The sequence below is a fragment of the Xanthobacter wiegelii genome (assembly GCF_043193855.2).
Classification (GTDB): domain Bacteria; phylum Pseudomonadota; class Alphaproteobacteria; order Rhizobiales; family Xanthobacteraceae; genus Xanthobacter; species Xanthobacter flavus_A.
In genome coordinates this window covers 4,229,246-4,247,241 of the sequence record NZ_CM195529.1, presented here as the reverse complement: position 1 = coordinate 4,247,241, position 17,996 = coordinate 4,229,246, and the positions used below count along the sequence as shown (strand labels likewise).

Annotated in this window: 14 protein-coding genes; 11 read left to right on the top strand and 3 right to left on the bottom strand. The window is 63.8% G+C overall.

Annotated elements, in window-relative coordinates:
* Nucleotides 1–40 precede the first annotated feature (40 nt).
* Nucleotides 41–271 (bottom strand): hypothetical protein, encoded by a 231-nt coding sequence (locus V5F63_RS19875; RefSeq protein WP_509210840.1) that lies wholly within the window; start codon nucleotides 269–271, stop codon nucleotides 41–43.
* Nucleotides 272–456: 185 nt separating this feature from the next.
* On the opposite strand from V5F63_RS19875, the gene V5F63_RS19870 reads away from it, so the two are divergent.
* The 5 genes from V5F63_RS19870 to V5F63_RS19850 all read left to right on the top strand — a co-directional run bounded on the left by V5F63_RS19870 (nucleotide 457) and on the right by V5F63_RS19850 (nucleotide 5,638).
* Entirely contained in the window at nucleotides 457–1,629 is a 1,173-nt protein-coding gene (locus V5F63_RS19870; RefSeq protein WP_394103118.1) for a hypothetical protein, read from the top strand.
* Nucleotides 1,630–1,745: 116 nt separating this feature from the next.
* Nucleotides 1,746–2,369: a UbiX family flavin prenyltransferase gene (locus V5F63_RS19865; protein WP_394103119.1), complete on the top strand. Its 624-nt coding sequence runs from the start codon at nucleotides 1,746–1,748 to the stop codon at nucleotides 2,367–2,369.
* Nucleotides 2,366–3,850 (top strand): UbiD family decarboxylase, encoded by a 1,485-nt coding sequence (locus tag V5F63_RS19860; RefSeq protein ID WP_509210806.1) that lies wholly within the window; start codon nucleotides 2,366–2,368, stop codon nucleotides 3,848–3,850. The genes V5F63_RS19865 and V5F63_RS19860 overlap by 4 nt, the downstream gene beginning before the upstream one ends.
* 70 nt (nucleotides 3,851–3,920) lie before the next feature.
* Nucleotides 3,921–4,445 carry a phenolic acid decarboxylase gene (locus V5F63_RS19855; RefSeq protein ID WP_394103121.1) on the top strand — a complete coding sequence of 175 codons (525 nt, stop codon included), beginning with the start codon at nucleotides 3,921–3,923 and terminating at the stop codon, nucleotides 4,443–4,445.
* Between the two features lie 38 nt (nucleotides 4,446–4,483).
* Nucleotides 4,484–5,638 (top strand): hypothetical protein, encoded by a 1,155-nt coding sequence (locus tag V5F63_RS19850; protein WP_394103122.1) that lies wholly within the window; start codon nucleotides 4,484–4,486, stop codon nucleotides 5,636–5,638.
* 54 nt (nucleotides 5,639–5,692) lie between these two features.
* Here V5F63_RS19850 and V5F63_RS19845 read toward each other — a convergent pair whose 3' ends face one another.
* The gene (locus V5F63_RS19845) at nucleotides 5,693–6,730 is read right to left on the bottom strand and encodes an IS3 family transposase (RefSeq protein WP_509210839.1); all 1,038 of its coding nucleotides are present in this window, start codon (nucleotides 6,728–6,730) and stop codon (nucleotides 5,693–5,695) included.
* Complete coding sequence (locus V5F63_RS19840; protein WP_143007100.1) at nucleotides 6,613–6,879, bottom strand: transposase; 267 nt, start codon at nucleotides 6,877–6,879, stop codon at nucleotides 6,613–6,615. Before V5F63_RS19840 ends, V5F63_RS19845 begins: the two co-directional genes overlap by 118 nt.
* A 973-nt stretch (nucleotides 6,880–7,852) precedes the next feature.
* Between V5F63_RS19840 and V5F63_RS19835 the strand changes: the two genes are divergently transcribed.
* The 6 genes from V5F63_RS19835 to V5F63_RS19810 all read left to right on the top strand — a co-directional run bounded on the left by V5F63_RS19835 (nucleotide 7,853) and on the right by V5F63_RS19810 (nucleotide 17,914).
* Nucleotides 7,853–8,179 (top strand): hypothetical protein, encoded by a 327-nt coding sequence (locus V5F63_RS19835; RefSeq protein WP_394102994.1) that lies wholly within the window; start codon nucleotides 7,853–7,855, stop codon nucleotides 8,177–8,179.
* Nucleotides 8,180–8,247: 68 nt separating this feature from the next.
* Nucleotides 8,248–9,510 (top strand): metallophosphoesterase family protein, encoded by a 1,263-nt coding sequence (locus V5F63_RS19830; protein ID WP_394102995.1) that lies wholly within the window; start codon nucleotides 8,248–8,250, stop codon nucleotides 9,508–9,510.
* 4 nt (nucleotides 9,511–9,514) lie between these two features.
* The gene (locus tag V5F63_RS19825) at nucleotides 9,515–13,069 is read left to right on the top strand and encodes an ATP-binding protein (protein ID WP_394102996.1); all 3,555 of its coding nucleotides are present in this window, start codon (nucleotides 9,515–9,517) and stop codon (nucleotides 13,067–13,069) included.
* A 179-nt stretch (nucleotides 13,070–13,248) separates the two neighbouring features.
* Nucleotides 13,249–13,941 carry an RNA polymerase sigma factor gene (locus tag V5F63_RS19820; protein WP_394102997.1) on the top strand — a complete coding sequence of 231 codons (693 nt, stop codon included), beginning with the start codon at nucleotides 13,249–13,251 and terminating at the stop codon, nucleotides 13,939–13,941.
* On the top strand, nucleotides 13,934–14,551 hold the full coding sequence (locus V5F63_RS19815) for a hypothetical protein (protein ID WP_394102998.1): 618 nt from the start codon (nucleotides 13,934–13,936) through the stop codon (nucleotides 14,549–14,551). Before V5F63_RS19820 ends, V5F63_RS19815 begins: the two co-directional genes overlap by 8 nt.
* A gap of 3 nt (nucleotides 14,552–14,554) precedes the next feature.
* Nucleotides 14,555–17,914, top strand: coding sequence for a UvrD-helicase domain-containing protein (locus V5F63_RS19810; RefSeq protein WP_394102999.1), 3,360 nt, complete (start codon nucleotides 14,555–14,557; stop codon nucleotides 17,912–17,914).
* Nucleotides 17,915–17,996 lie beyond the last annotated feature (82 nt).

The window sequence follows — 17,996 nt, the reverse complement described above, 5'->3', positions numbered from 1 at the left end:
CCAGCCGAGTGGCGTGCGCCGTACTTGGCATTTCACATGGTCAGCCGTCGCACCGGAAGGCGCCTGGTGCAACGTTCTGTCCGCGCGGCATCCAGTGCGCGCATTTGGTGGTGCGGCCGATCCCGGGATTGAAGGTGTTGCAAGGATCGAGCGCCTTGAAATGGTCGACCATTGCGGGCTTCGCGAAATAGAGGTGCCCCACATTGTGCTCGGCGGGATATTCCGCGCAACGGCCGTCGAGAACCGCCGGCGTTTGCTTTTGAGACGTCAGCCTATCGATACGGCATTGGGACGCACATCAACAGAACTGGTGAGGTTCCCAAGCTTTTGTTGGGACTGAAAGAAGAGCGACGGACCCTGGGTAAAGCTTCCTTCGCTGCATCCCTGCAGGTCAGGATGCGTTGAACGGGCTTAGAATTTCTGCCATCTTCCGGCTACTTTCGGGGCTGCCCCAGCGTGAGAGACACGGAACGCGAACTCGCCGATTGCGTCGGCGCCATCTACCAGGCCGGCGCCGGGGACGGCAGTTGGCTGGACGTCGGCGACCGTATCTGCCGCATCATGGATGCGCGGCGCGCTGTGCTGGTCCTTGGAGGTCCCGGGGGGCCGCGCAACTTGCTGATGCCGCCCGATGGCAGCGAGAGCGCCTATTCGGCCTATTTCCACGCCAGAGACCCCTACGCTGCCAAGGCCCGCTACGACTTTGCGACAGCGCGGGCCCACCACCTCGGCAACGCAAAGCTCGGTGCCGAGCTGGTCGCTGAAACCGAACTCCTCCGTAGCGAATATTACTTCGACTTCGCGCGACACCACGAGCGTCGTCATGTGATCGGCGGCATGGCCGGCCTCACGGAGGCAACTCCGATATTGGTGTCCCGCGGCGACGACACGGGGGCATTCGACGAAACCCATGTCCGCCTGCTCAAAACCCTGATGCCGCACGTCCAGCGCGCCATCGAGTTGCGCGCACGGCTCGGGCGCGAGGACGAGGCCGCCGCCTTGACGCGCGCTGCCCTGGACGCGCTTCCCGTAGGCGTGGGGGTGGTCGATGCGGGCCTGAAGATACGCTTCGTCAACGATCTCGCTCGCAGGTATCTGGCCGGTCCCGATTCCGCCCTGTTCTCCATGCGCTCCGGCCCTTTTGCCGGCAGTGGCGTGTACCTCTCCGCGATGTCCCGCGAAGAGGCCGGGTTGCTGCGCAAACTCGTTACCTCCGCTACGTCAGGGGGGCCAGGGGGGGCTATGCGTGTCACCTCGCGCAACGGCGCCATCGCCGCGCTGACGGTTGCGCCGGCGCCGCTGGGCCTTGCAAATGACGTGAGAGGGCGGGACGAAGGCGATGGCAGGGACCCTTTGGCTCTCATCCTCCTGCGGTCGCTCAATCGCAAGGTAGTGCCGCAGGCGGACATGCTGTGCGAGATGTTTGGTTTTAGCCGGGCCGAAGCTGAGGTCGCTCTCGCACTCACCGGCGGTGCCAGTGCCGAGGACGTGGCGCGCGGACGCGGTGTCTCGCTCATGACCGTCCGCAGCCAGATCCGCTCGATCCTGGGCAAGTCGGAGGCAGAGAATTTGCGCGACTTCGAGCGCACCATGGCGACCCTCGGCGCACTCGTGCCGCAGCAGCGCTGAAGGTGGTTCGGCCGACCCATTCGTCGGCCCGCGTCCCGCATAGACAGTTCTGACGATGAGGCCTCTGGCCCGGCTGGCTAGGTTCCGTTCAATCGAACCGGGACCGGACGCACGCCATGCAACAGCCCGTCATTCCTGCACGACGCCGGCGCATGATCGTCGGGATCAGCGGCGCCACCGGGATCATCTACGGGCTGCGCATCCTGGAGGTGCTTCGGAGCCTCGACATCGAGACCCATCTCGTCATGTCGAAGCCGGGCGAACGCACCCTCGTATATGAAACCGATCTGAAAGTGCGCGACGTCCGCGCCATGGCTGATTTCAGCTATGGAGACGCCGACATCGGCGCCGCGATCGCCTCCGGCTCGTTTCGCACCATGGGCATGATCGTCGCCCCCTGTTCGGTGAGGAGCCTGTCCGCGATCGCCACCGGTAACACCGACGGTCTGCTCACCCGCGCGGCCGACGTATGCCTGAAGGAGCGCCGCCGGGTGGTCCTCATGTTCCGGGAGACGCCCCTGCATGCGGGCCACATCCGGTCCATGGCGCAGGCCACCGAGAACGGCGCGATCGTGTTTCCGCCTGTCCCCGCCTTCTACGACCGACCGACCTCGCTCGACGAGATCGTGAACCATACGGTCGGCCGTGTGCTCGACCTCTACGACCTCGACGCCGGCTTGTTAGACCGATGGAACGGCGGGTCGAAGGCCGCCGCGGCCCGCCCCAGGGGAGATGCATGATGCCGCTCACCGACCTGCGCCTTTTCATCGAGGCCCTGCACGGCCTTGGAGAAATCCAGGAGATCGGCGCGCCGGTCTCGCTGGATTTGGAGCTTGGCGCCATCATCCGGCGCTGCATCGAGACCGGGGCGCCGGCGCCCCTGTTCAACGCCTTCTCCGATCACCCCGGCGGTTTCCGCGTCCTCGGCGCGCCGGGCGGAACCAGCGCCCAGCCCGGGCTGGAGCTGGTGCGCACCGCCCTCGCGCTGGAGCTACCGCCGACAACGGGCGGCCTCGCCATAGTGGAGGCCATCACCGCGAGCCTCGACAAGCCAGCCATCGACCCGGTGGTCGTGGACGATGCGCCGGTCTTCGAAAACACCGTCACCGGCGCCGCGGTGGACCTCACCGCGCTTCCCGTGCCACTCCTGCACTATGGGGACGGCGGACGATACCTAAACACCTTCGGATGCATCGTCGCGCGCATGCCGGACGAAACCTGGACCAACTGGTCCATCGCTCGGATGATGGTGATCGACGGCCAACGCCTCTCCGGTATCGTGGCGCCGGAGCAGCACCTCGGGATGGTGGCGAAGGCTTGGGCAGATTTAGGCAAGCCGATGCCGTTCGCCTTGGCGCTCGGGGTGGAGCCTGCGATTCCCTTCATCTGCGGCATGCCTCTGCCGGCCCACGTCGACGAGGGCGGGCGCCTCGGCGCGTTGCTGGGACGCGCCATCAGGACTGTGCCGTGCCGGACCGTCGATCTTGAAGCTCCCGCTAGCGCAGAGGTCCTGATCGAAGGGCACCTTCATCTCGACGAGTTGGTCGTGGAAGGCCCCATGGGCGAGTTCGCCGGCTACATCCCTCTCGATACGCCGGCGCGCCGGCCCACCTACCGGGTTTCCGCCATCAGCCATCGTGACAACGCCATTCTGCCGGTTGTCGTTGCCGGCGAACCGGCGGAGGAGAACCATACCGCCTGGGGCCTGCCGAGCTCGGCGCAACTCCTGCATGAGCTGCGCCAGTCCGGCATCCCGGCCACTACGGCCTGGATTCCGCTGCAGTCGGCTCTGCACTGGCTGGTGGTCACCGTTCCGCGCGACTGGCGCCGCCGGAGCGGCGTCGGCGAGAGCGAGGCACTCTGCCGACGCATCGGGCAGATAGTCTTCGCGAGCAAGGCGGGGGCGGTGATCCCCAAGGTGATCGTGCTCAATGACGACGTCGATCCGACCGACCTGAAGGAACTGGTCTGGGCCTTCGCGACCCGTTGCCACCCGTTGCTGGGCCATGCCGTGTTCGACGACATCGAGGCCGCGCCGCTTCTCGCCTACCTGCGCAAGAGCGAGAAGGTTTCCGGCCATACCGGCAAGATCGTTTACAACTGCCTTGCCCCGGACGAATGGGGCGAAGCCCTGCCGATGCGGGCATCGTTCCGCCACGGCTATCCGGCGGAAATCGTCGACCGCGTGCGTCGGCGCTGGAGCGAATACGGCTTCAGCTGAGCGTCGCCAACCACCCCGCCCACGGACCCGGACAGGGGAACATCCCTTGGCCGCCGGGAGAGAGGAAATCATGACCGACCCATTTGAATCCACCCGTCCGGCCGAGATCGCCCCCTTCGTCGGAAAGCACATCATCTACACCTATGCCAATGGCTGGCAGTACGAGATGTACTTCAAGAACGAGCGCACCATCGACTACCGCGTCCATGGCGGCATGGTGGGCGGGCGCTGGGTCAAGGGCCAGGAGGTCCACATCGTCCGCCTCGCCGACGGCGTGTACAAGGTCTCCTGGCATGAGCCGACGGGCACCTGCGTGAGCGTCGCTTACAATCTCAATGAGAACCGTGCCCACGGCGCCACCTTCTTCCCGCGCTGGATCGAGGAGGAACCGAAGAAGATCATCGGCTTCCAGAACGAAAAGATCGACCTGATGCGCCAGTATCGCGACGCGGGGCCGACCTATCCGACCATGCTCGTCGACGAGTTCGCCGACATCACCTTCGTGGAGGAGTGCGGCCGCGACGACGAAAGCGTCATCGCCTGCGCGCCCGAGGACCTGCCCGCGGGCTATGCGACGCGCCGCAACGTGGTCTGATGGGCCCCGGCGACCGGCGGGACATGGAGCGTTCGACAATGGCGGTATTGGACCTCAATCGTCGTCAAGTCGCGATGCTCGGTATAGCCTTGGGCGCGGCATGGCGCACTCAGGCGGAAGCACAGACGAGATCCCCAATGCTCTATCCGGGCGAGGAGTTGACCGAGGCGGCCGGCTATCCGGCTCTGGTGCGGTTCGAGGCGGGGCGCGAGGGCCTTCCCCTCGTGGTGTTTGTCACAGGGGGAGGGGTGCTCGGGCGCATCGCCTATGGACCGCCCGAAGGAAGGGCCGCCGATTTCCTGTGCCACTGGCTGCACGAGGACGGATTTCCCTCGCTTGTCCTGTCCTATCCGATGGACAACAGGGGCGTGTTCAACGGCGCATTCCCGCAATTTTCGATCACCGATTGGGCGGAACAGAGCGCGGAGATCATCACGCGCTACATGGATCGCGATGACCTGCCGGCGAACGCCATCGTGCTCGGCTGGAGCATGGCGGGGCGCATTGCTGAGCCTCTTCATGCCGCGCTGCGTCGAAAGGGAAAGGGCATCGAACTCTTCGTCGCGATGGCGGCTGCATCGGCACTTCCCAATACCCTGCCTGGCCTCAACCACCTGAAGCCGGCCGCAAGCGGCCTCGCCGGCGTCAAGGGGGCCTATCTTGACTGGCTGCTCCACTGTCTTGTGGATCAGAACGCGGCTGCCGGCCATGTGGTGCTTGATACCGACGAATTCACACGCGAGATGACCGGCGATTTTCCGGTTGGGCTGGCAGCATCGGCCATGCGCTACAGAGACGGATCTTTCGTTCCCGACCCGGCCGGAGACGCGCGTGAGGTTGGCACCGCGAACTATCGCGCCTTTCCGCCGCTCGCTTTGATGACGCACGCCTCTGCGATCGATGCCCGGCACGCGCTCACGGACCACTCCACATGGGGCGTCTACATCACCCAGCAGCTTTGCGAAGGTCTCGTTTTCTCGCAAACGGACAAGCTCGCTGCGCTGCCCCCTGAGAAATGGGCGTCGTTGGTCGAGTATGTCGGGCACGCCGCCCAGCGACTGAGCGCGACGCTGCCGGGCAACCACATGTTCTTCCTTGGAGAGAGTGGTGCGAGGAGAACCGTGCAGACGTTGAAGCTTCTCAGGCAGACCGCCTCAGATATCGCGGGTGAGATTTCACATCTTATGGGCTAAAAAACGCTCACCAGTCTCCTCCAATTGCGTGGACTGTGACGTTGCCCCCAACTTCTATCCAGCGGTGAGTTCGTTCTGGCGGTTGGGTTTGCCTTCTCGGGCGTGTGGAGCGGCGGGAGCAGACGCGGAGCCGTTCATGTTGCGGAGCGTCTGATCCCGCCACGGGTGGAACGTTGAGGCGAAGGCGCTTGGCGTCTGCCATCCGAGCTTTGAGTGCGGCCGGTCGGTGTTGTAATCGAGCTGCCACCGGGCGAGGGCGGCCCTGGCCTGGGACAGGCTGGAGAACAGCGTCTCATTCAACAGCTCGTCCCGCAGGCGGCCGTTGAAGCTTTCGATGAAGCCATTCTGCATCGGCTTGCCGGGCGCGATGTAGTGCCACTCCACCCGAGCCGCGTCGGCCCAGCCCAGAATGGCATTGGAGGTGAACTCGCTGCCATTATCGCTGACGATCATCTTGGGCCGGCCGCGCTCTGCCAGAAGCCTGTCGAGTTCGCGAGCGACCCTGACCCCGGACAGCGACGTGTCCGCCACCAGCGCCAGGCACTCGCGAGTGCAGTCGTCCACGATGGCCAGCATCCGGAAGCGCCGGCCGTCGGTCATCTGGTCGGCGACGAAGTCGAGTGACCAGCGCTCGTTCGGTCGCAGCGGGATCATCATCGGCGCCCGCGTTCCGATGGCCCGCTTGCGACCGCCGCGCTGGCGGACCATCAGCCGTTCCTCACGATAGAGCCGGAACAGCCGCTTGTGGTTGACCCGGAAGCCCTCCCGCCTGAGCAGGACGTGGAGACGGCGGTAGCCAAACCGCCGTCGCTCCCGGGCGATGGCCTTCATGCGCTCACGTGAGGCGTCATTCCCGCGCGTGGCTTCGTATCTCATGGTCATGCGGCAGAAGCCGGTGGCTTTACACGCCCGCCGTTCGCTCATCCCATGGGCTTCCATGAGGTGGGCGACAGCCCTGCGCTCGGCAGCGGACGTCACCACTTCTTTCCCAGGAGATCCTTCAGCGCGACGTTGTCCAGCATGGCGTCGGCGAGCATGCGCTTCAGCTTGGCGTTCTCGTCTTCGAGCGCGCGCAGCCGCTTGGCCTCCGATACGTCCATCCCGCCGAAACGGGCTTTCCACTTGTAGATGCTGGCGTCACTGACCCCGTGCTTGCGACACAGGTCCGAGACCGGCACCCCGGCCTCGTGCTCCTTCAGGATGCCGATGATCTGCTCCTCGGTGAAGCGGCTGCGCCTCATGTTCTGGTCCTCTCATTGGGCCAGAACGAACTTCAAACTGGATTAGCCAGGAGGGGCAACGTCAATGACGATGTGGCGATAGTTCGCGAAACGTCGCGAACCACATCATTTCACTCCCACTCGATTCTCTCAACGCATCGTAACGCGCTGATTTATAAGCGCAAAATCTTTCTGCTGACGGTCAAAGCCCGACCGTCGAGCCGTCAAAATTTTTCGCTTATGATTTCAAAGGAAAATTCGCGCGATTCGAATTCGGCGACGTTTCGGCATCTATCGACAACGATCGGTCGATTTTTCACGCCATCGACTTTGTAGCGCATCGTGCGCCGACAAAAAGGAAAGACCGTCAGCGTTCATAGCACAGCGCGTTCGTGCTCGCTATGCTCACCGCTCATTGAGCCTGATGGATCTCTCGCTGCGGCGGTGTGGAAGGACACACGACCGGCAAAGGCCCGAGATGGTGACGAGAAGGCACCGGCGTAATGGCTCGATGCGCTAAGCCCATCCACTAGCCTGTTTCGAGTCCGGTCCGCAGCACCAATTGATTTGTTTCGGACTAAGGCGAGCGGTTCGCCTAGTACCATCTCGAAGGCGTGAAGGCATGATCATCGTCCTCGCCGAAAAAATGCTCCGCCGCGAACTGCTCCTCGATCGCCTACACAGAAAGGCGCGCTTCGCGCTTTGCTAATGATCCTCTGCCTAGGGAGAGGAACGTCAAAAGGCGTCGTGTCCGGTTCGGCCACGACTTCTGTCGTGAGCAAGGCTATGGGGCGGCGCAGCCGACCGGGCTCATCGAGTTCCGCCAGCATGGCCCGGAAGTCCGGCAACTCGCGAAGTTGATCGAAGACCGCACCGCGCAGACTGCGCCGGGCTATAGTGTCTGCCGATCTGTGCGCGAGCCTGTCTGCGATGGATCAGGCGGTCACGGATCGAGGCAATACTTCATGCACCGGAAGCCTTGTGATCTTGGTGCTTGGAACGCTCGCAAGCGGTGTTGCTCGGGGTCTTGGCGTTTATCGTCGCGGCATCGATCGACGCCGTACAGCGCAAAGGCGACCGGCCTGACGCCGTGCGTCTGACCCACGCAGGCCAGATCGCCGGAGCGATCGGGCTCGACATGTGGACCTGGTTCGTGCCGGACGCGCCGCGCCCGCCCATCCACGTCTCGCTACTAGATATTGGGGATAATAGTGGCTTCTTGACTATTATGTTCCCTTTATGTTCGATACTTCCTTTGCTGCCGAACGATTTTTGGTCCGGCACTTCCGGAAAACCCGGGGAGGTTTCGCTGACCGTCTAAGGGGCCCGGAGCGAAAGCGCCACGGGACCGGTCTTGTGTACGCCGATCGGATTCGGGAGGGCATTGTCTTGCAATCGTTTCGCTTCATTCACACCGGCGACATCCATCTGGACAGTCCGCTGAAGGGACTCTCCGGCCAGCAAGGCGCGGCAGCCGAACGCATCCGCACAGCAACCCGAACCGCTTTCGACACTCTCGTCAGCCAGGCGATCGAAGAGGAAGTGGATTTTTTCGTCATAGCTGGCGATCTCTATGACGGCGATTGGCGCGACTATCAGACCGGCCTTTTCTTCGTAAAGCAGATGGGCCGGCTGGCCGAGGTCGGCATCCCCGCCTTTCTGCTCTATGGCAATCACGATGCTGAAAGCCAGATCACCCGTCGGCTCACCTTGCCTTCCAATGTCAAGGTGTTCTCAGCGCGCCAGCCCGAGACATTCCGCCTGCCGAACCTGAGCATAGCGCTGCACGGCCAGAGCTTTCGGCAGCGCGACGTTACCGACAATCTTGTCACCGCCTATCCCGCGCCGGTCGCGGGCTGCTTCAACATCGGCGTGCTCCACACCGGATTGGGCGGAATGGGCGGACACGCAAACTATGCGCCCTGCGCGCTCGAAGAGCTCATCAACAAGGGTTACGATTATTGGGCGCTCGCGCATGTGCATCAGGCCGCCGTCCTGCACGAGCGGCCGCATGTTGTCTTTTGCGGCAATCTGCAAGGCCGTCACATCCGCGAGAGCGGCCCCAAGGGCGCCTCGCTGATTACGGTCGAGGACAGCCAGGTCGAAGCGGTTTCGCCGCTGCATGCCGATTGCGTGCGCTGGATCCATTTGCCGGTCCCGGTGGATCAATGCGCGGCCTCTGCCGATGCCGTCGATCTCGTCCGCGGGGCGATTGAGGAAGCGGTCGCGCGCGACGCGCAGGGACGCCTACTTGCCTGCCGGATCGAGCTGACGGGGCAGACCAAGCTGCACGGCGAATTGCTGGCATCGGCGGACCATCTCCTGGCAGAGGCGCGCGCCGCTGCGCTGGGCCTCGGCGAAGAAGCCGCCTGGATCGAGCGGCTCGTCGTCGCCACGAAGACCCCGGAAATCGCAGCCTCGCGCAAGGACGCGTTGGGCGATTTGCAGCGCATGATCGAAAGCGCGGGCAGCGATGCCGAGCTGCAAGCACGGCTCGCCTCGGAGCTCGGCGATCTGGTCCGCAAATTGCCGCACGACGTCCGCACCGAAACGGATGATGCCGTCCTGAAGGCGGCGATCGACGGCAAGATCGCGGGCTTGATCACCCATGCCGGTGCGTATTTGAACGCCCGCCTCGCAGAGAAGGTGTAGTCATATGCGCATCCGACAGCTTGATCTTCTGCGCTACGGCCACTTCACGAACGCCAGCATCAGCCTGCCGCACGGCGTGCCGGATTTTCAGATGCTCCTGGGCGAGAATGAAGCTGGGAAGTCCACGGCGATGAACGGTGTCGAAGACCTGCTCTTCGGCATCCCGGCCAACTCGCCGCGTAACTTTCTGCACGAGTACAACGCCATGCGGGTGGGCGCAGTCCTGGAAAAGGGCAGCGACGCGCTCAAGCTGCGCCGCCGGAAAGGCAACAAGGATACGCTGCTCGGCGAAGATGAGACGCCCATTCCGTCCGGTGAAGGCGCGCTTGCGCCGTTTCTCGCAGGCGCCGACCGCCGCTTTTACACGCGGATGTTCAGCCTCGATCACGAGCGCTTGCGCCAAGGCGGCAAGGAAATTCTGCAAGCCCAGGACGATGTCGGCCAGATGCTTTTCTCGGCGGGCGCCGGGATCCTAGGCTTGCGGGAAACCCTTAAAGCGATGGAGGCCGAGGCCGATGCGCTTTGGGCTTCACGCCGCGCCGGACACCGCAAATATTTCCTAGCGGAGGACCGGTTGAAGGCCGCCGAAGCTTCGATGCGGGATAACGTCGTAACGACGACCAAGTGGCAATCGTTCAAAAGCGCGTTCGAGACCGCCCATGAGGCGCACAGCGCCATCGAGCGTGAAATCGAGATCAAGTCGGTGGAGCTGCGCAAGCTTAGCCGTATCCGCCGCGTTTGCCGTGACGTGCGCAAGCGCGCGGAAACCGAAAACGCCATCCAAGCGCTCGGGACCGTCGTTCCCTTCGATGCCGAGGCCTCCAAGACTCTTGAGAAGGCCGCCAAGGACGAAGCCGCCGCCACGGCGCGCATCGCGACGCTCGGCGAGCAGATCGCGGCGCTTGAAGCGGAGCGCGCGGGCTTGACCTTCGACGAGTCCTTGCTCGCGCGCGCGGAAGACATCGCGCAGCTTCGCGATCGCCGCATCCAAATCCGTTCCGGCAAAGCCGATTTGCCCAAGCGGCGCGCCGAACTGGCAGCGGCCGAGGCGACGCTCAAGCGCCTCGCGGCAGAGCTGGAATGGAGCGGCGATGTCGATCAGGTGATTGCCCGCATTCCGGCCAAGGCGAAAGTCGCCGTTCTTCGCGGTTTGCTTAATCGCCGCGGGGCTCAAGCGGGCGCGCTTGAGAATGCCAAAGATGCCCTGGACGAAGCCGAGGAGAAGCTCGCCGAGATCGAAGCCGATCTGGAAGCCGTTGGAGCAGTGACGGATGTCTCCAAGCTGGCGATGGTCATCAAGGCCGCGCGCGAACTCGGCGACGTCGCGGGCCACATCGCGAATTCCAAGCGTGAAGAAGAGGAGGTCCGCACTGCGATCGGCCGCGCCCTCAAGACCTTGCGTCCTGCGGTGGGCGATCACACCGCCCTTGAGTCCATGCTCGTCCCGCCGCTTGCTTCGGTCGAGGCTCACCGCGAGGCCTGCCGGAGCCTCGAACAACGGCAACGGACCTGCCGTGAACGTATTCGGACCGCGGAGCAAGACCGCGCGCGCCACCGGAAGGCTTATGACCGTATCACCACAGAGGAACGTGTCGTTGGGGCCGATGAGCTTGAACGCTTGCGCACACGGCGCGATGCAGGCTGGTCGATCATCCGGCGGCGCCATCTCGAAGGCGCTGCCGTTCCGGACGATGAAATCGCGGCTTTTGCTCCGCCGGACGCGATCGCCGAGGAATTCGAGGCCGCCATCCGTGTGGCGGACGACGCTGCGGACCGGCGCTTCGATCACGTTGACGCTGCCGCGCAACTTTCGGTCATCGGCAGGCAGATTGGCGAACAGGACAATCTGATCGAGTCATTGGCTTTGGAAGAGAAGGCGCTGGCGGAAGAGCAAGCGGCGTTGGAAGCCGCGTGGGCCGCCTTGTGGTCGGAGTCGGGAGTTGCCCCACGCGATCCCGATGCCATGATCGAATGGCTGCGCGTGCGATCGGACATCCTTGAGCTGATCCCACGGCTCGCGGTGGGCGAGGGACAGACCGCCTCATGGTGTCAGCGCGAAAGCGAGGCCAAGGGCGCTGTGTTCGCCGAACTTGAGGCGCTGGCCGTGGCGACCGCTTCTTTGGCTGCCGAGCCACTTCATCTCGTCATCGAGGCAGCCGCCGCGCAGGAACGGCGGCACGAAACCACGGCGAAGTCGGCGCGCGATCTGCAAGAGGCCCGCCGCAAGGCCGCAAGCGCGGTTGGACGCAAGCGCAAGGACCTGGAACAGGCTGAAGGCGAATGGAAAGACTGGACGGCCGCATGGGAAGCAGCGTTGAAGGCGCTCCAGTTTCCGTCCACGGCGACGCCCGAGACCGCAGAAGCGCAAATCGGCGCCATCGACGACATGCGCGAGGCGGCAAGCCGCATCAACGATCTGCGGCATGAGCGGATCGAAAAGATCGAGCGGGACATCAAGACCTTTGAGGCCGATGTCGCGGCTTTGGCGCAAGCCATCGCGCCTCATCTCTCCGGTACGGACCCCGAAGATGCGGTCTTGGAGCTCGACCGCCTGGCCGCTGAGGCTGTGCGCGTGCGCGATCTTAAAGCCGCGAAGGACATCGACATCGCCGGCTTGCAGGAGAAGATCGAAACCTGCCGTGAGTCGAGCGGTGAAGCGCGCGAAATCATCGCCCGGCTGCAGAAAATGGCTGCGGTTGCATCCATCGACGATCTGCGCACCGCAATTCAGCGCTCCGACGAAATGCGTACGCTGACGACCGAATTGGACCGCCTTACGGCATCGCTGACGCAGGATGGAGACGGGTTTCCAGTTGCGGATCTTACGGCCGAGTGCTCAGGGATCGATCTCGATGCCATCGCGGCGAAGGAGCAGACGATCAGCGGGGAATTGCAGGAATTGCGCGATAGGCTGATCGAGGCACGCGAAACCCGCAATGCCGCACGACAAGCCTTCAATGCCGTCGGCGGAGACGATAAGGCGGCGAGGGACGCGGCAGACCGTCAGGCGGCGCTGGCCGAGATGGCCGAGATCACCGAGCAGTATGTGCGCTTGCGCTCGGCGATCGTGTTGCTGCAATGGGCGATCGACCGCTACCGGCGGGAAAAGCAAGCGCCGATGCTCAAGCGCGCCGGCGAGCTGTTCGCCATTCTCACATGCGGGTCATTCCAGACCCTGCAACTCGAATTCGACGATCACGACAACGCGCAGCTTGCCGGCATCCGCCAGGACGGGCGGCGTGTGGCGGTCGCCGGCATGAGCACCGGCACGGCGGATCAGCTTTACCTGGCGCTGCGCGTAGCCGCGGTCGAGGACTATCTCGATCATGCCGAACCGATGCCGTTCATCGCCGACGATCTGTTCATCAACTTCGACGACAAGCGCGCGGCGGCCGGTTTCCGCGTGTTGGCGGAACTCGCCAAGAAGACCCAGGTGCTGTTCTTCACTCACCACGAGCATCTGCTGGAGGTTGCACGAAAGGCCTTGGGCGTTCCGGTCAGCGGCGTTACGCTTCTGGTGGCGAGTCCGGCGCCGCAGCCGCAATCCGAGGCCGCGTGAGCCCAAGGTCGCGGTTATTTCCCGTAAGATACATTGTCACTTTGTATTTTTTCGTGTTATTTCAATGACTTACGTACATACAAATCCACATTTGAAGAAATCTTCGCCACCCGCTTCCGGAATTTTGGGTGTGCGGTCGCTTCATAGGTAGGGCCGCCCTTTCGGATCGCGAGGTAGACATGAAGACAGGTGCCGAAACATCAGAGGAACCGCCTTCGCCATCCGACCTTGAGGGCTGGAAGAGTGCTGCCGCCGGCAATCGTCTCCGGCTCTTCCGGCCCGAAGCTATCGTGGCTGCGATGCAGCACATTGGTCCAAACGGCGATCAACGGGTTCTTTCGTCGCTGATCACCCACGTCTCGGACGAGTTGCTGCGCATCATCCGGTGGCTGGTGGGCAAGAATCACCGTAACGACGGCGAAGACATTGTCTTGCGTGCGCACCACCAGTTGATCGTCGCCATCCTCAAGCCGGGCTCAAAGGATGGGCAAGCGCTCTGCAAGACCTTTCGGACCTGCGTGGAATTCCGCGTCGCGGACGCGATCCGGGCCGAGCGGAAATACGCGCACCGCAACCAGCCCTACAAGACGCAGCCCGGCGTCACAGACCATGGCGAAGACATGGTCGAGACCATCGAGCCGCCTGAGGAAGGCAGCGAACAAGCCGCCGAGGTTCAACGGCTGCTGAACAGGATTCCTGATCCGAGAAAGCGCGAGGCGTTCCGCCTGCATATGGACGGATGCCCGCTAGGCCCTGGCATCGGCACGACGTCGATCGCAGAGCAGCTCGGGATCAGCGCTAAAACCGCGGGAGAGTGGATCGCCGAGACCAAAGCTCTCCTCAAGATTGAGATAGGAGCCGCCAATGATTGAACAAAACAGAATCCCGGAACGGGACGAGGTGTTGTTCGCATTCCATCAGACCTGCGACAACCCGACCGCCGAGCAAGTGAACGAATGGACGCGCCGGTATCCGCAGTATACCGACGATATCCGCGAGCATGCGGCCGTGCGTGCGCAGTGGGCGGCGGATTCGCAAGAGCATAACGCCCAACCCGATGAGAGCCTGCTCGCGCGCGGGCGGAGCCAAGCCTTGAACCTGCTTCATAGCGCGCGGCAGGAGTCAGCGGCTGCGCAAAATGTCTCAGAGAAGACGTGGCCGCAAGCCGTGTCTGCCGCCGGCTTCGATATTCCGCGGCTTGCGCGCTGCATCAACATCGATCGCATGGTTCTGGCCGAACTGAATGCTGGCCGCATGCGATTGCCGTTGGGCCGGCGCTTGTCGGATGCCCTCACCGACGTGCTCGGCATCAGCACCGCTTGGCTTGAACGCGCGGTATCCGATCTGTTGGCAGGCCCCCGGCGATTAGGACATGCCAAGGCGGATGAGGCGCCCACCATCAACACGCGATCCTACGCGGAGGTTATTCGCGCGAGCCCCATGTCGGACGACGACAAGCGCTATTGGCTCGGGGAGGACTAAAACATGGACGCTTGGCGGGATATCCGGCTCAAGGCGCGCGAATGTCACCGCCAAGCTCTCTTGAAATCCAAAGATGTCCGCAAGGCGCCCACGCTGCTGGCGGCAGCGCTCGAAGAGGATGACCTTCAGCTCGCGCATTACGCGCCGGGCTCGGTCGTCAGCAAGGGTGTCTATGGCTTTCTCGACCGCCCTTCCAAGATGATCAATGTCGCGAGCGGCCAAAGCCCCGAAAACGAAGCCATCGTAACCGCGCATGAGCTCGGCCATTACAAGCTCCACCGCGATCCGCGCAACGAAGTGACCGCCCTCGCCCCAGGGCTCGGCGGCGATCCGATCGATTCAGGCGCGGGCCGCGTGGAAGGCTACTCCCCACGCGAGCGCAAAGAGGTTCAGGCCGACATTTTTGCCGGTGAGTTTCTATGTCCGGCGGATTGGCTGCGCGAAGAATTGCTGACACACGGCCGCAGGCCCGCGGACATTGCGAAAGACCTCGGCGTGCCGCCGGGCCTCGTCCTGAACCAGGCTGTCCGCGCCCTGCTCTTGCCGCCTCTGCAAGCGCCGCCGCCGGCCACCCCCGCCCCGAGCTACACACTGGATCCGGGCCAGATCGAAGCCGCAACCTGGAACAGCGGGCCGCTTCTGGTCGATGCAGGGCCGGGCACCGGAAAGACGCGCACGCTCGTGCATCGCATTCAGCACTTGCTGGATAACGGGGCGTCGCCCGCCTCGATCCTCGCCCTCACCTTCTCGAACAAGGCGGCCGAGGAAATGCGCGAGCGGCTGTCCGCGAGCAACGCGGACGCCGCTATTGAAATGTGGGTCGGCACCTTTCACGCCTTCGGGCTCGAACTCATCACCAAGTATCATCAGCGCATCGGCCGCACGATGAACGTGCGCATCTTGGACGAAGCGGGATCGCTGGCCTTGCTCGAAGCGAACCTCATCCGCCTGCCGCTGCGCTACTTTCAGAATCTCTATGAACCTGCCTATGAGCTCGTGCCTGTCTTGCGCGCCATTTCGCGGTGCAAGGACGATCTCATCACGCCCGCCGCCTACCGCGCCGCCGCAGAGGCAGCCCGCAGCGTCGCTGTGAGCGAAGACGAGCGCGAAGCCGCGGGCAAGGCGCTCGAAGTCGCCGACATCTACGAAATCTATGAGGATGCGCTGGCCAAAGTGGACGCGGTCGATTTCGGCGATCTGGTTCTGCTCGCGGCGCAAGCGCTCGAGCAGAACGCCGATCTGCGCGCTGAATACCAGGCGCGGTTCGAGCACATCCTGGTTGATGAATATCAGGACGTGAACCTCGCAAGCGCGCGCTTGCTGCGGGCGCTTGCGGCGCCGCAAGCGGATGTCTGGGTCGTCGCCGACGAGCGGCAATCCATCTACCGCTTCCGCGGCGCGGCGCCGAGCAACGTGCAGCGTTTTATCGCCGAGTTTTCCGGCGCGCGGCGCTCTCTGGGCGTCAATTACCGCTCCGGTTCTCCGGTGGTGCAGGCGTTCGCGACCTTTGCCGCAAATATGCAGGGCTCGCCCGGCGGGAGCTGGACGGCGCAGCGTGGCAGCGTCGGCGCGATCCGCCAGATCGTGGCCCCATCGGTGGCGGCCGAAGCGGCGGCCATCCGCGATCACATCGAGCAAGCCCGCGCGAACGGTATTCCCTATAGCGAGCAGGTCATTCTGGCCCGCAGCCATTTGGCCCTCGCCCGCATCACCGGCGCGCTCGAACAGCTCGGCGTTCCCCTTCTTTATCTTGGCGATCTCTTCGAGCGCGACGAGATTCGCGATTTGCTGGCGCTCATCTCGATCGACGCTGAACCCGGCGGCATCGGTCTGGTCCGAGTGGCGCAGCTCCCGGAGTATGGCGCCCCCAAAGCCGATGCGCTTGACGTCATCAAATGGGCGGAGACGAACCATCTGCGCATTTTCGACGCGCTGCGCCGCCTTTCGGAAATCCCAGGGTTGACGCCACAGGGCAGCGCGGGTCTGGGGCGCCTCGCACACCAACTTGAAGGCTTCGGGCCGGGCACGTCGCCTTGGACGCTTCTCACAGCCTGGCTGTTTGAGCGAAGCGCCTATTTGACCCCGCTGCTCACCGCCAATGACGCCAAAGCCCAACAACAACTCGTCGCGATCTACCAGCTTCTTAAAGTCTGCGGTGAAATGGCTGCCGACGGCGATTCCACCCGCAAGCACATGCTGGCGCGGGTGCGCCGGATCGAAGCCCTCAATGACGACCGGATGTACCGAGCCGTGGCATCGGAGGCCTCCGACCTTAACGGTGTGCGCGTTCTCACCGTCCACGGCAGCAAGGGGTTGGAGTTCAAGGCGGTCCATCTCCCGGCGCTGGCGACCCGATACATGCCGGCGAACCGACAAGGCGTGCGCTGTCCGCCGCCGCCCAGCTTGCCGCATCTGGCGATCCGGCCCGTCGATCATGAGGCGGAAGAAGAGTGCCTGTTTTTCGTGGCACTATCGCGCGCGCGGGATTTCCTGTTCTTGAGCCGGTCGGAGCGCTACAGCGCGAGCCAGACCGCAAGCGCGTCCAAATTCTTGTCTCCCATCAACGCACTCGCGCCGGCGGCGCGGCGCAACGATACGCCGCTGCCGGTCCGCCCCGCCCGGCCCTTCGCGCCGCCCGGCGTGCGCACGCTTTATCAAGAGCGGGAGCTCAGTCTTTATATCCAGTGCCCGCAACGCTATCAGTTCGAGGCCTTGGACGAGTTGCGCGCCATCCGCGACGACTCGCCCTATGTGCGCTTTCACCGCTGCGTGTTCCGCACGATCGGATGGCTTGAGACGCAACGCGCCGCCGGCACGCCGGCGGATCATCCCGCCGCGCTTGCGCAGCTCGCGCAGGAGTGGGCGGCGCGCGGGCCGACCGGACACGGCTTCGAGGCCTATTACCGGGCATCCGCCGAAACCATGATCACATCCATGGTCGATGTAATCGCGGCGGAGACCGGCAGCTACGATCAGGGCGAATGGGTCGTCGATGTGGGCGGCAAGCAGATTGCGCTCACGCCCGACCGCGTTGTGATCGCCGCCGACGGCACGGTGCATGTTCAGCGCATCCGCACCGGCCGCAAGACGAAGTCCGACCCTGCCAACCGCATCTACGCGTTGCTGCGCCGCGGCGCGGCCGCGCGCTATCCTGGACGGTCCGTCGTGGTCGAGGCCTATTATCTGGCCACGCGCGAGGCGGTGCCGATTCCGCCGAACAAGGACGACAAGCTCTTGGAGGAATACACGGACGCCATCGCCGACATCGAGCGCGGCGCCTTTGCGCCCGCGCCCGAGGACGCCCGGCGCTGCCCGAATTGCCAGTGCTATTTCATCTGCGATTTCATCCAGGGCGTCTCTTAAAACCCGACTTCCTGAAAAGTCTGCCTGCCGTCGCTTCTTCCTTAAGGGCTCAATCACGGGCCGCCGATCAAAGGAACAAGCA

Bases quoted from the DNA above. Each gene is read 5' to 3' on its own strand.
- V5F63_RS19865 (WP_394103119.1), top strand. From the start codon at position 1,746: ATGCAACAGCCCGTCATTCCTGCACGACGCCGGCGCATGATCGTCGGG.
- V5F63_RS19860 (WP_509210806.1), top strand. From the start codon at position 2,366: ATGATGCCGCTCACCGACCTGCGCCTTTTCATCGAGGCCCTGCACGGC.
- V5F63_RS19855 (WP_394103121.1), top strand. From the start codon at position 3,921: ATGACCGACCCATTTGAATCCACCCGTCCGGCCGAGATCGCCCCCTTC.
- V5F63_RS19850 (WP_394103122.1), top strand. From the start codon at position 4,484: ATGGCGGTATTGGACCTCAATCGTCGTCAAGTCGCGATGCTCGGTATA.
- V5F63_RS19840 (WP_143007100.1), bottom strand. From the start codon at position 6,879: ATGAGGCGCAGCCGCTTCACCGAGGAGCAGATCATCGGCATCCTGAAG.
- V5F63_RS19825 (WP_394102996.1), top strand. From the start codon at position 9,515: ATGCGCATCCGACAGCTTGATCTTCTGCGCTACGGCCACTTCACGAAC.
- V5F63_RS19820 (WP_394102997.1), top strand. From the start codon at position 13,249: ATGAAGACAGGTGCCGAAACATCAGAGGAACCGCCTTCGCCATCCGAC.
- V5F63_RS19815 (WP_394102998.1), top strand. From the start codon at position 13,934: ATGATTGAACAAAACAGAATCCCGGAACGGGACGAGGTGTTGTTCGCA.
- V5F63_RS19810 (WP_394102999.1), top strand. From the start codon at position 14,555: ATGGACGCTTGGCGGGATATCCGGCTCAAGGCGCGCGAATGTCACCGC.